The sequence below is a fragment of the Thermodesulfobium narugense DSM 14796 genome (assembly GCF_000212395.1).
Lineage (GTDB): Bacteria > Thermodesulfobiota > Thermodesulfobiia > Thermodesulfobiales > Thermodesulfobiaceae > Thermodesulfobium > Thermodesulfobium narugense.
On record NC_015499.1, the window covers coordinates 283,701 to 296,592 of the forward strand.

Here is a 12,892-nt window from a genome sequence, read left to right on the forward strand (position 1 = left end):
GTTGGTTGGAATAACTGCCTTCCCTTTTTCAGGAAAAACTACAGTTGTTAACCTTTTACTGAAAAGAAGCAGCTTGCAAAAATCGGAAAGCGAGGGAAGGATACCGGTTCCTGATGAAAGACTTGAAACTTTGGCCAAAATCTTTGAACCACTTAAAAAAACTCCAGCATTTATTCCCATAAAAGAGCTAAGTGCATTTGACTTAAGAAAGAAAATAGATCCATCGCTTATAAACGAGATGAAAAACGCTGATGTTATATCCTTTGTGGCTAGGTCTTTTGACATTTCGCTTTATCCATATATATACCCAGATGTTGATCCGAGGCGAGATATAAGAAAATTTTTAGATGAACTTATAATTGAAGATATTGCCGTCGTAGAAAAGAGGATAAAAACTTCTTTAAAAGGGGTTAAGAAAAATAGTCAGGAAGAAGAAATAGAAATTCTAAGAAAAGCTCTTCCAATATTAGAAGAAGGGAAGTTATTCAGAGAGGTAGAACTTTCAAATGATGAAGTAACACATCTAAAGCATTATTCATTTTTGACCCTTAAGCCATTTCTTTTGCTACTCAATATTGGTGAAAATGATCTTGCCAATATTGGGCAAATTGAAGATGAATTCACCCGTTTTCTTGGGAAGAGTGCTAAAGTTCTTGCGCTTTCTGCGAAGTTAGAAGAAGAGTTATCAATGCTTGAGCCTGAAGAGGCAAAGGAAATGCTCTTAAGTTTTGGTTTAACAAGTTTTGGTCTTGAAAGATTTATTCAAGCTTGTTACAACCTGTTGGGATATATGACGTTTTTTACAGTTGGTAAGGATGAGGTTAGAGCTTGGCAAGTAAGAAAAGGTGCAAGTGCCTTAGAGGCTGCGGCAAAGATTCATTCTGATATTGCAAGGGGATTTATCCGCGCTGAAGTTATTTCGTATGAGGATTTTATAGGTTGCGGCTCAATGAATGAGGCGAAGAAGAGAGGCCTTTTAAGGTTAGAAGGCAAGGAATATTTGGTAAAGGATGGCGACATCCTCCACGTTAGATTCAATATCTAAATTTAGATGACTAAAGATCGTGTATTTAGACTATAAAAGAAGATTTTATGTTGAAAACTTGCATAGCGAACTGAAACCTACCTTTGTCGATGTTGGAGAGTCAAAAATCTTGATCCTTTCTAATAATATACTGCCAGAAGCAAGGGATATTGTGTACAATCTTAGAAAGGATATCATCGAACACATTGAAAGGGAAAATTTTTTTAGATACTCCTTAATTCCAATAGAAAATACTTTAGGTGAACCTTATATCGTGAAAGTTATGAAAAATTATTCAAAAATTATGAACGTTGGACCTATGGCGTGTGTGGCAGGTGCTATAGCTCAAATTCTTGGCGAAAAACTTTTTAAGGGGGATGATTTAATAATAGAAAATGGAGGGGACATTTTTATTTACAAAAAGGGTCTAGTAAACATAAGAGTTTATACAAACGATGAAGTATTTAAGGACAAAATTATTATAACTGTTGATGAAAGACATGATCACAAACCCCTTGGGATTGCTACATCATCCGCAACCATTGGTCCTTCTCTATCCTTTGGTAAAACTTGTGCGACTTTAGTTGTGAGTAACAATTGTGCCCTGTCTGATGCTGCTGCCACCAGGATAGCAAACGATATCAAAACTTCTCATGATCTTAAAAGAGTTTTGGACAAGTATAAGAAGATGATATATGATTTTAATATACCGATTTTGGGAGTTGTTTGCGTAATCGATTCAAATATGGCTATATTTGGTAAGATAAAGGTTAGTTTTGGATAAAATTTGTCGCCGTTTTTGGTTGTTTTCTCTATATTGATAACTGTGTTATAATATGTTTTGCTTTTTGGAGAGGTGCTGGAGTGGTCGAACAGGCTCGCCTGGAAAGCGTGTAGATGGCAAAAAACCGTCTCGAGGGTTCGAATCCCTCCCTCTCCGCCATTTTTTATCCCTGCCCTTTAAAAAGGGCAAAACCCATAGGGAGGTGTATTGTTGGCAAATTCAAAGCTTTATGAGTTGGTAATTTTGTTTAACCCCAATGCTGAAGAGGAAAAGATTGATGCGTTGATGAAACGTATTCACGATCTGATCTCTAAAAGTTCTGGAGAACTCTTGAAAAGCGATAATTGGGGCAAAAAGAGATTAGCTTACACTATTGATGACTTGCGCGAGGCCATTTATATCTATGACGAATTCAGACTTCCAACGTCTGTAGTAGCTGAGGTTGACAGAATTTTGAAAATTAGCGAAATCGTTATTCGTCACATGATTGTTAAAAAACCAGACGTCCTTCAAAAGGCTGCTTTGAGTGCTGAAAAGGAGGATAATCAGTCAAAAGAGGGAGAGACTGATTCTAATGAGCAGGTTCAATAAGGTTATTCTGGTAGGTAGATTGGTTAAGGATCCAGAGCTTAGATACACTGCTGATGGCGTTCCAGTGGCAAGCTTGACTATTGCTGTTAATAGAATTAACAGGAAAAATTCCACTGATCAAACAAATGCAGATTTTTTTAATATTGTTGCTTGGCGCTCTACTGCAGAGTTTGCTAGTAACTTTATGAGAAAGGGAATTCTCTTTCTTGTAGAGGGTAGATTGCAAAATAGAAGTTATGAAACAAAGGAAGGCTCTAAGAGAACTGTTACCGAAATTATTGCGGACAGTATTCAGCTTTTGAGCCCAAAGCAAGAAAATGCTCAGAAATCTGAGGTAGGCGAAGATACTACAGAGTTAGATGATTTTATCTTTGACGAGGATTTTTCAAAAGGAGATTCTCCATTTTAATTTCTAAATCTATTGATTTGTTCTAAAATTTACTAAAGAATGTGAAGTAGTTATTTTTTAAATTTTAAGGAGGGTTTTGATTGGCTTTACAAAATACAAGAAAAAGGGTTAGGCGAAAGGCTTGCTCCTTTTGTGCCGAAAAGGTTAAATATATTGATTACAAAGACGTTAATCGCTTAAAGAAGTATTTAAGCGACAGGGGAAAAATTTTACCAAAAAGGGCTACTGGACTTTGTGCCAAGCATCAAAGACAGCTCACAACAGCGATTAAAAGAGCAAGGATGATAGCTCTTTTGCCATTTACTGTTGACTAGAAGATAATTATGGGTAGTTAGCTATAAGTTTTTAGAGCTTGGCTGTAGGATCTAAAACCCTTTGCTAACTACTCCCTTTATGTAAGGAGGTTATTTGTTTAAAAAAAACTTTGATGCCATTGAGGTTTTGCTAGCGTCAGCCTTAGTGGTGTTTTTTGTTTTATTTGGCGTTTATGTTCCAACTTTGGGTTTTTTGGGACTTCTTTTAATGGCTGTGCCTATATGTACAGTGACGTACAGAAGGGGCATTTTTTATGGAGTATCGACCCTTCTTTTATCAGGCATATTCCTTGCAATCTTTTTGCCATACATTATTTCTATAATATTTTGTGCAATCAATTTCTCTCTTGGTATTGTTATGGGACTGATTTTAAAGAAAGAAAAACCAATAAACGTCCTTCTTGGTACAACTGCAGCATTGTCTGGATTATTTGCTTTAGGCGTGGCATTCGTTATCCTAACTGGGCCAAAGGATCTTTTAAACAACCTTTATACAGCATTTGAATCGTATATGATATCTTATTATCAGGGTTCTTCGGGCGTAACAACCGAAGAGATAAAGCAATTTGTGAAGTATCTTGAGATCTACCTTCCTTCTTTGGTAATACTTTTATTCTTCGTTTGGTCAATATTTCAATATAGGATTGTTTCGTATGTTTTAAGATATTTATACAAGATTGAAGTTTTACAATTTGGTGATTTTAAAGATATTCGAATTCCTTATGAATTAAGTTTGTTGTTTTTAACCTCACTAGTAGCTAGTTTTTTGCCCATTTCAAACGAGATCAAAAATGCTTTTTTAAACGTTGAATTGATACTTACTTTTGTATATATGTTTGCAGGCGCATCTGTACTCTTTTTTATTCTGTCTAAAAAATTATTTTTTAAGAACGATATCTTTACTAAAGTTATAAACTTGATCGTAGTATTACTGTTTGTGATAGTGCCGTTTTTAAGCTTTTTATTGGTTTTTTTGGGTGTGTTTGATTCTGTATTTAATATTAGAAAGTACTTTAACTCTAGATTTAATTAAAAATTATTTTTTAATCTTGTTAGAAAGGAAGTGATATATTATGGACAAGATTAAGGTTCTTTTAACTCAAGATATAAAATCTCTTGGCAAGGCAGGGGATATAGTTGAGGTGTCTCAAGGATATGCAAGGAACTATTTGTTTTTAAAAAACCTTGCGAAAGAAGCCACAAAGCCAATTATAGAAGAGTATGAAAAAAGAAAAATAGCTAGTAAAAAGAAAGAAGACAAAAGATTGGCTGAAGCCAAAACTATAGCGCAGAAGCTTTCCTCGACTAATATACTAATCAAAGCAAGGATGGGAGAAAATAATAAATTTTATGGAGCGATAACCTCCAAAGACATATCAAACAAGTTGAAGGAAATGGGATTTGATTTTGATCCAAAACAAATAACCTTTGAAGGAGCAAAAGTTCCTGGTGAATATGAAGCAAAAATAAGAGTTTATCCGGGAGTATTTTCTGTTATAAAATTAACAGTGGAAGGTGTTTCAGATTCATAGTTATTTAATTTTAAAAACAAGAAAATAGATTGATATGACTGATTTTGATTATATTAAAAAGCAAATTTCTATTACTGACGTTATTGGACACTACGTTCACTTAAGACAAAGAGGTAACAGTTTGGTTGGGCTTTGCCCTTTTCACAATGAGAAAACTCCATCCTTTTACGTTAATCCAGAAAAGGGGCTTTTTTATTGTTTCGGATGCAAAGTTGGTGGAGACGTTTTTACCTTCCTTATGAAGCTTGAAAACCTTACCTTTGTTGAAGCATTTAAAAAAGCGGCTTCAATTTGTGGAGTTGAGGTTTCATCTGAATTTGAAAGTTCTTCAAAGGATCAAGTTTTAAGAGTTCTAAGAGAGGCAGGGCTATTTTTCCGAGAAAGTTTGTGGAAAGAATCGGGGAAAAATGCTTTAGAATATATGCGCTCACGAGGCTTTTCTGATGATTTTTTGAAAGAATATGAAATCGGCTTTGTTCCAGAAGATGCAAGCGAATTAGTTGAAAGATTAAAAAAACTTTCTTTTTCTGAGGATATAATTTATAAATCTGCAATCTTTTTAAACTTTAAGGAAGGCGTTTTAAGGCTTTCTGGAAGAGTTTCATTTCCTATAAAAAATGTAGAGAGCGAGATAGTTGCATTTGGTGGGAGGCTTATTAAAAACGATCTTGATTCCCCAAAATATCTAAATTATCCTGATACGCTTGTCTTCAGAAAAAAGAACACCCTTTTCTTAATTGATAAGGCATTTGAGCACATAAAGAGTTCGCAAAGAGTTATTCTTGTAGAGGGCTATTTAGATGCTTTGATGATGCATCAAAAAGGCTTTAGAAATACAGTTGCATCTTTGGGCACTACCCTTAATCCATCTAGTTTCAAGAGAATTGATAAACTAGTGGAAAGATTGATAATTATGTACGATTCTGATGATGCGGGAAGAATTGCTACTAACAGACTTTTGAATATGACAGACCAGTTTAGCTGTAATTTATCTGTTGCAAGCCTTCCAGAAGGGCTGGATCCACATGATGTTTTAACAAAATATGACAAAAGCGTAATGGAAAGAATATTGCAAAATTATATCAGCGGGGTTGATTTTAGAATTAATCTTATATTTTCTGATCCTTCTAACACAATAGAATCAAAAAGGCAAAAGTATAGGTTAGCTATTAGAGAACTGCAAAATCTTGGAGCAGAAGAGATTGAAGATTTTGTAAAAAAGGTCAGTGAAAAATTGCACGTTCCTGAATCAAGAATTTTGTCCGATTCAGAAAGAATGTCTAAAAGAAAGATGTCAGGGGAAAAAATTTTTTACAATTTGGTTAACTATTTTGATAGACACATTTTGAGAACTATTATTGAAAGACCTGATTTCTACTTTTTGCTTAAGTCTTTTGATTATTCTATGCTCTTTAACGATGAAGAGTTTTTACAAGCTGCAGAAGAGATTTTTAATATGGACAGCTTTGATATAGATGAAAATATTCTTGACCTTTCTGATAAAACAAAGGCAAAAGTAAGCCAAATTATACTAGAAGATGTACCAATTATTCCAGACGATCAGTGGGAAGAGATATTGCAACTGGCATGGACAAGAAAAAATATGTTGCTACTAAAAGAAAACTTGTCCAAAGATAAGGATGCTATGGTCGAATTTTTGGAATTAGCAAAAAAAGAAAAGGAGTTATCTTCAAAAATTGCAAGAATTAACGATTGATAACTTAAATGTGTTAAAAGATTAGTTGTATGCTAAAGTGTGAAGGCGAAACCTTTAAAGTATCGATTAAGGACGAACAAGAGATGATTGAGTTTGGTTCTAAGATTGGATCTTGCCTTGAGAAAAAAGATATCTTGCTTTTGGAGGGGGAGCTTGGATCTGGTAAGACCACCTTTGTGCGAGGGATAACAAAGGATGCTTTTAGCCCAAGTTTTACTCTTTTAAACAAGTATAATTTTAAAGATACTCAGATTTACCATCTTGATTTTTATAGATTAGAAAAACCTGATTATGATCTTTTTATGGAACTCGAAGAGGTTGAAGATGCTATAGTGATCGTTGAATGGCCAAAATTTGACCTGCCAATATTCGAAAAATCTAATATTTTAAAGTTTGTTGTTTTTGAAGATCATAGAGAAGTTATTATTTGTGGGGAGAAAGCACGTGAATTTTATCAAAGCTATACTAAAAAGTAATCTTAATGAATATTATGAATAGAAAAAATAAGTTCTTTATAGCGCACATTAACGATGAAACCTATTTCTTACTAGATAATGGGGAAAACATTAAAGATTACAGTTTTAAGGGGCACTTATCAGATCAACTCCATCTAAAATTTAAACAGTTTTTGGATTTGTATGGCTTTAATCTAAACGATATTGATTCAATTTATGTATCAAGAGGACCCGGCTCTTTTACCGCTCTGAGAACAGTTATATTATTTGCCAAAACTTTATGCCTATGCCTTAGGACAAAACTTTTTTCGGCGAATATTTTTGAGATTTTTTTATATGGCACAGATTCTTCAAAAGAAATTCAAAACATAGCTCTTTTTTCTAAAAAAAACAGCTACTATCTGGCGAAAGTTGTTTCAACTAAAGGTCTTTGTGGATATAATCTAGTTGCAGAGGAAAAGTTAAACGATCTGTGTGGTCTTTTTATAGGAAATAACCCTTTTAAAAATTTTAAGAGCGTTTCTTTCAAAGACATAAAAATAAATTTCAATGTTTTTAGAGAAGAAGATGTGTATAGCTTTGAGCCTGAATATGGGATTGATCTCAATGTTAAGGTCTTCAGTCGATAGAATTTGAGTTACTATGGATATAAAAAATACAGATTCTTTTAAAGTAGACTTTTCGAAAGTTGATATTATTCCTGCAACTCTCTCTCATTGCGAAAGCTTAATGGAATTTGGCAGAGAACTGCCATCCTTTTATTCGAATATAGAGTTTCTAAAAAAAGATTTATTTGATCCTTTAAAATGTTTTTTTGTAGCGATTTATGAAGATCTGGTGGTTGGTTTTATTTCATTCTTCAAGTTATATGACGAGATTCATCTTGCTTATATATATGTGAAGAGAGATTTTAGAAATTTCGGTTTGGGAAAGAGACTCTTCAAATTTGCTTATGACAAGTTTTATCTTAAAGGAAAAGAGATATGGCTTGAAGTAGAAACTACGAATACAGCTGCTTGTCTTTTTTATACTAAACTGGGCTTTAGGATAGTATATAAGAGAAAGAATTATTATGGAGAAAACAAAGACGCCTGGATAATGAAGAGAGAAGCTTAAGAATTAACTTGAGAGCGATGAAAGTATTGAAATAGCAAAGCCCAATGAATCAATTGGGCTGGTCGGCCTAACTACTATTTCTTCTTTTGTAGATTTGACAAAGAAGCCATTCTTTTTAATTTTTTCAAGAAAGTTGGTAGTATTTGGAGCTATTTTTATGCTGTCTTTTAAGATACTTAATTCCTTTATTCCAATTTTTGTGGCTTTTAGTTTTATTAACGTCAGCAAGAAAAGATTTGATAGTTCTTTTGGCATTTTTCCAAATCTGTCTTCAATTTCTTCTTGCAATGAAAAAAGTTCTTCTTCACTGTCAACCCTTTGAAGCCTTTTGTAAAGATCAATTCTTAATCCCTCTTCGTTTATATAATTTTTGTCTATATAGAGTTCAATTTCAGCTCTTACCCTAGTAAATTCCTTGGCTGTCCCTTTTATTCTTGCAAGCTCTTCTGCTATCATCTCTGTGAATAGTTCAACTCCAATATTTTCCATGTGCCCGTGTTGTTCTGTTCCCAATACGTTTCCAGTTCCTCTTATTTCCATGTCTTTCAGACTAATATTAAAACCGCTAACTAGTGCAGAGTTCATTTGGATGGTTTGTAATCTTCTTTTTGCGTCTTCTGTAATCTTTTTGTCAGAACTGTATAAAAAGTATGCATAACCTTGTTTGAAACTCCTACCTACCCTGCCTCTTAGTTGATAAAGCTCAGAAAGTCCAAATAGATCTGCGTTGTTTATAATTATGGTATTTACCTCTGGGATATCTAAGCCAGATTCTAATATTGCTGTTGATATGAGAAGGTCTATTTCTTTGTTTAAAAATCTTTCTAAGGTTGTTGATATCTCTTGAGGGCTTTTTTGACCATGTAATACTGCACAACTAACATTTCCTACTATACTTTCTATCTTCTCTTTCAAATTATTTAAATTAGAAATTCTTGCATCGACGACAAAAATTTGACCCCCTCTGTCAAGCTCTCTTAATATGGCTTCTCTAACAATTGTGTCTTTAAAGGGTGAGACTATTGTTCGAATTGGCATTCTGTTTTTTGGTGGGGTAAAGATGGTTGATATATCCCTTAGGCCGCTTAATGCCATATTTAAAGTTCTGGGTATAGGCGTTGCAGATAAAGACAACACATCCAGTTCTGTTCTTAACTTCTTGAATTGTTCTTTTTGCATGACGCCAAACTTTTGTTCTTCATCTATAATTAATAAACCCAAATTTTTAAATTTTATACCTTTTGACAATAGCGAGTGTGTTCCAATAATGATATCTATTTTATTCTCTTTCAAATCTTCTAGGATTTTATTTTTGTTTCCTGATCTGGAAATCCTTGACAAAACTTCTACTCTTACCCCAAGGGGGTCAAATCTATTTTTGAAAGTTCTATAGTGTTGATCGGCTAATAGTGTGGTAGGAGCAAGTAACGCAACTTGTCTTGATGCTAACACTGCCCTATATGCTGCTCTTATTGCTATTTCTGTTTTTCCGAAGCCAGCATCAGCTACTATTAATCTATCCATTGGGTATGGCTTTGACATATCTATAAAAACATCCTCAATAGCTCTTTCTTGATCTGGGGTTTCCTCATAGCCAAAACTCTCTTTCAGCTCTAATTCTTCTATTGTAGGGTTTTTGCTATTTGAATATATTGGTCTTTGAACGTTTCGTCTTGAAGCTTCTATAAAAACTATTTCATGAGCTATTTTTTCTGCAAAATCTTTGGCTCTTTTTTTCTTTGAAGTCCAATCGTTCGACCTTAAACTGGAAAGTTCTGCATCGTCTGGACCAATATATTTTGATAGTCTGGTAAATTCTTCAACAGGGATGTATAGGATGTCGCCATCCTTGTATAGGATTTGCGCGTATTCTCTTTGAATCTTGGTAAAGTTCATGAGCTTTAATCCGATAAATCTTCCTATTCCGTGATCTGTGTGCACTACCAGATCGTTGTACTGAAGTTCCTGGAGGCTAGATATATTTTTATGTCTTGTTATTTTTTCTTTTGTTTGCTTTGTAGAAAACTCTTGTGAGGTAAAGATTATTAAATTTTCTTTGATGCTGTATTTTTTTGTTATTTCTTTGTTTATACCTAATATCTCTATGCCTGCTGGATAATTTCTCTCTGAAAATATTAATTGAGTGTTTTCCAAGTCTTTTAAGTAGTCAGGTATATGATTCATAGATATTTCTACTGTGTAATTGGCATTTAAGTACCAATTAAGAGTGTTTTTTACGTCTTCAGGTCGTCCTCTTGGTAAAAGAGGAGCTGTTTTAACCTCTTTTGAAAGAGGTTTAATTAGCTCTGTGTTAAAATCAATTATTTTGAAGCGCTCGTCCAAATTAAAATCCTTTGTAGCCAAATTTTCAGGATTCCCTATTAACTTGTAAACAAAGGATGGCATCTTGACATATATTTTGTTTTCAATCTGAAAGCTTCTTAATTTTTCAATCTCCTGTAGAAGTCTTGTTGCTTCTGATTGAACTTGATCTTTATCAACGAAAAAGATGGTGTCAAAGTCATCTAAAATGAATTGTAGGTCATTTTTAAAGTATAGATAATTCTCAATGCCAGAAAAGTTGATGTCATTTTCTATATTCTTTATTTCTTCTGAAATAATATCTCTTTCTTCCTTTGATAGGGCATTGAAAAACTTTCTGATCTTTTCTTTTTCATCTGGTAAAAATTTTAGTGCTTCTATAACAATTAAATTGAAGCTATCAACTTCTTTGATAGTCCTTTGATCTTCTGGGTTGAAATATTTTATTGCGCTGATAGTATTATCGCTGAAGATTAATCTGATTGGATCTTCTGAGTAGAATGGGAAAACGTCTAAAAGCATTCCTCTTACTGCAAAATCTCCGGGCAATTCACATAGGCTCTTTCTTGTATAGTTCTTGCTTAGTAAGTTTATTAGTTCTTCTCTATCAATTTCTATATTTTTTTTCAGAAAAAAGCGTTGGAAATTATCTTCTTTGGGGGAAAGTATAGCCTTTACAGAACTTATCAACGGGGCATCTTTCTTTTGTGCGATTATTCTTTGGGAGATTATTCTAAAAGATGGGGAGAGTCTTTCGCCAAAAAGGATATCCCATGCTGGATACAATAAAAAATTAAATCCTTCTTCTGAATCAATTTTTGAACTTCTTTTAAGCAAATTATAGGCATCGTGAGAGACTTTCTCGTTTTTATATACAAAGAGAGCCTTTTTATTTTTTTGTGCAAAGTAATGTACCAGAAACAAAGATGTTTCAAATTGTATGTTGATTATTTTGTTTTTGTAGTTTGTTGTGCATTTTTCAAGAACGCTGTTAAAGAATTCATCTAAAAATTTCAATTAGCCTATCCTCTTTCTAATATCTTTTTTTATAATTGTTAAGAGACGATCTTAACTTTTCCACACTTCATAAGAGCTTCATTTTCTCCTCTTTCAAGAAATATTTCAAGACACATTGCTGCACTTTCAAAAATTTTGGGAAGGTATGAAAGCTCAGCATCGTCAAAATTTGAAAGAACCCAATCTTTTGGTTTTACACCATCTTTTCTTCCTATGCCAATCTTTATCCTTGGGATCAGTTGAGTCCCAAGCTCTTCTATAATTGATTCCATTCCTTTATGACCTGCTGAGCTACCTTTTGGCCTAAATCTAATTGTTTTAAAGTCTAAGTCTAAATCGTCGTATATGACTATTATATTTTTGTGAGCAATTTTATAAAAGTCTGAAACTCTTTTTACTGCAATTCCAGATCTGTTCATATATGTATCAGGTTTGAGAAATATTAAACTGTTGATTTTTGCTTCAAATCCTGAAAATTTGAAACCAAGATTTTCGGATAAAAAATCCAAAAACAAAAAGCCAACGTTATGTCTGGTTAGAGCATATTCTTTGCCTATGTTTCCAAGTCCTACTATTAAATATAACTCTTGTTTCGTTGACAATCTGATTAAACTCACAATCTAGCTCCAGAATTTAAAGATATCAAAATATAGATAACGTATAAAATAAAGTTTAAAAACAATAATTTTGGATTTATACTTCCCCTTTTGATAAGAGAATACAAGTATAATGAAGAAAAGATTGTTATGAAACACAAAGTGAAAGCCTTTTCATCCAACTGCCACTTGCTTAAGATTAGACCTACCATTATAGGAAAGGAGGATTGAAATACCATTGCTCCTGTAATGTTTGAAATTGCCAGATGATCTTTCCCTTTAATTATCCAAGAAATTGAGTTAAACTTTTCTGGCAGCTCAGTAGCTATGGGAGAGAGTATTACTGAAACTATAAAAGGACTGAGCCCAATAATTTTTGATATAGATTCAATGCTTGTTACAAAAAAATAAGATGATAATAAAATTCCACACAAGCCAATTCCCAGTTGTAAAAATACAAGAAGGTTACCAGGTTCTTTTGATTTAAAAAACAAAAGTGGGTGCAAGTCTTCTTCTTCAAACCCCTCGTCCTTTTTGAAAACCATATATATATAAAATAGGTATGATATCAGAAAAAATATTGCAAAAAAATACTTTAATGTAATTGCAAAAACTGATATAAAGAGAGCTATAGAGAAGTTAAATATGAAAAATTTTATATCTAAGAGTATTGCATCCTTTTTAAAGTTGAGATTTTTATTATCTTTTCTAAAAAAAGCAGGTATTGCCAGGAGAGAAAAGGTTAGAGTTGAAAGCATAAGAGGAGCACCTAAGATTGCTCCAATACCAATTTCCTCTTTTGAAGCATGTGAAGGTAGGGTTATGAGAGCTATTATTGGGACAATTGTTTCTGGAAGAGCAGTTGAAACAGCGCTAAACACGCTTCCAACTACAGAATGCCCAAAATTTAAATTTTTTCCGAGCCATTCTACAGCGTTTGTAAATAGTTCACAAAATGCTAATATAGCAAGTAAAGATAAAATTAAAGTCAAAAACTCCATCATCGAAATTTAGA

General features: G+C 33.3%; 14 protein-coding genes and 1 tRNA gene. 12 read left to right on the top strand and 3 right to left on the bottom strand.

All coding sequences use genetic code 11. The features are described 5' to 3' along the window. The first annotated feature begins 1 nt into the window (after position 1). From THENA_RS01335 to THENA_RS01390, 12 genes are all read left to right on the top strand, one after another. Positions 2–1,045 (top strand): DUF933 domain-containing protein, encoded by a 1,044-nt coding sequence (locus THENA_RS01335; protein ID WP_013755643.1) that lies wholly within the window; start codon positions 2–4, stop codon positions 1,043–1,045. Positions 1,046–1,064: 19 nt separating this feature from the next. Continuing rightward, complete coding sequence (locus THENA_RS01340) at positions 1,065–1,808, top strand: UPF0280 family protein (protein ID WP_013755644.1); 744 nt, start codon at positions 1,065–1,067, stop codon at positions 1,806–1,808. A gap of 66 nt (positions 1,809–1,874) precedes the next feature. Beyond that, positions 1,875–1,967 (top strand) — tRNA-Ser (locus THENA_RS01345). Between the two features lie 51 nt (positions 1,968–2,018). Then, positions 2,019–2,399 carry a 30S ribosomal protein S6 gene (rpsF, locus tag THENA_RS01350; protein WP_013755645.1) on the top strand — a complete coding sequence of 127 codons (381 nt, stop codon included), beginning with the start codon at positions 2,019–2,021 and terminating at the stop codon, positions 2,397–2,399. Then, on the top strand, positions 2,383–2,808 hold the full coding sequence (locus THENA_RS01355) for a single-stranded DNA-binding protein (protein ID WP_013755646.1): 426 nt from the start codon (positions 2,383–2,385) through the stop codon (positions 2,806–2,808). The genes rpsF and THENA_RS01355 overlap by 17 nt, the downstream gene beginning before the upstream one ends. 80 nt (positions 2,809–2,888) lie before the next feature. Further along, positions 2,889–3,122, top strand: a complete 234-nt coding sequence (rpsR, locus tag THENA_RS01360) for a 30S ribosomal protein S18 (protein ID WP_013755647.1) — start codon at positions 2,889–2,891, stop codon at positions 3,120–3,122. Positions 3,123–3,216: 94 nt separating this feature from the next. Further along, a complete protein-coding gene (locus tag THENA_RS01365; protein WP_013755648.1) occupies positions 3,217–4,155 on the top strand; it encodes a DUF2232 domain-containing protein in 939 nt (312 codons plus the stop codon). Positions 4,156–4,195: 40 nt separating this feature from the next. Further along, positions 4,196–4,654 carry a 50S ribosomal protein L9 gene (gene rplI / locus THENA_RS01370; RefSeq protein ID WP_013755649.1) on the top strand — a complete coding sequence of 153 codons (459 nt, stop codon included), beginning with the start codon at positions 4,196–4,198 and terminating at the stop codon, positions 4,652–4,654. 34 nt (positions 4,655–4,688) lie between these two features. Continuing rightward, positions 4,689–6,371, top strand: a complete 1,683-nt coding sequence (dnaG, locus tag THENA_RS01375) for a DNA primase (protein ID WP_013755650.1) — start codon at positions 4,689–4,691, stop codon at positions 6,369–6,371. 29 nt (positions 6,372–6,400) lie between these two features. After that, a complete protein-coding gene (gene tsaE, locus THENA_RS01380; RefSeq protein WP_013755651.1) occupies positions 6,401–6,847 on the top strand; it encodes a tRNA (adenosine(37)-N6)-threonylcarbamoyltransferase complex ATPase subunit type 1 TsaE in 447 nt (148 codons plus the stop codon). Positions 6,848–6,861: 14 nt separating this feature from the next. Next, positions 6,862–7,455 carry a peptidase M22 glycoprotease gene (locus THENA_RS01385; RefSeq protein WP_013755652.1) on the top strand — a complete coding sequence of 198 codons (594 nt, stop codon included), beginning with the start codon at positions 6,862–6,864 and terminating at the stop codon, positions 7,453–7,455. A 13-nt stretch (positions 7,456–7,468) separates the two neighbouring features. Next, complete coding sequence (locus THENA_RS01390; protein ID WP_013755653.1) at positions 7,469–7,942, top strand: GNAT family N-acetyltransferase; 474 nt, start codon at positions 7,469–7,471, stop codon at positions 7,940–7,942. A gap of 3 nt (positions 7,943–7,945) precedes the next feature. On the opposite strand, the gene mfd is transcribed toward THENA_RS01390, so the two are convergent. The 3 genes from mfd to THENA_RS01405 are packed head-to-tail and all read right to left on the bottom strand — an operon-like array spanning position 7,946 to position 12,881. Then, a complete protein-coding gene (mfd, locus tag THENA_RS01395; RefSeq protein ID WP_013755654.1) occupies positions 7,946–11,281 on the bottom strand; it encodes a transcription-repair coupling factor in 3,336 nt (1,111 codons plus the stop codon). A 38-nt stretch (positions 11,282–11,319) separates the two neighbouring features. Continuing rightward, positions 11,320–11,898: an aminoacyl-tRNA hydrolase gene (gene pth, locus THENA_RS01400; protein WP_013755655.1), complete on the bottom strand. Its 579-nt coding sequence runs from the start codon at positions 11,896–11,898 to the stop codon at positions 11,320–11,322. Continuing rightward, entirely contained in the window at positions 11,895–12,881 is a 987-nt protein-coding gene (locus tag THENA_RS01405; protein WP_041437890.1) for a sodium:calcium antiporter, read from the bottom strand. The genes pth and THENA_RS01405 overlap by 4 nt, the downstream gene beginning before the upstream one ends. Positions 12,882–12,892 lie beyond the last annotated feature (11 nt).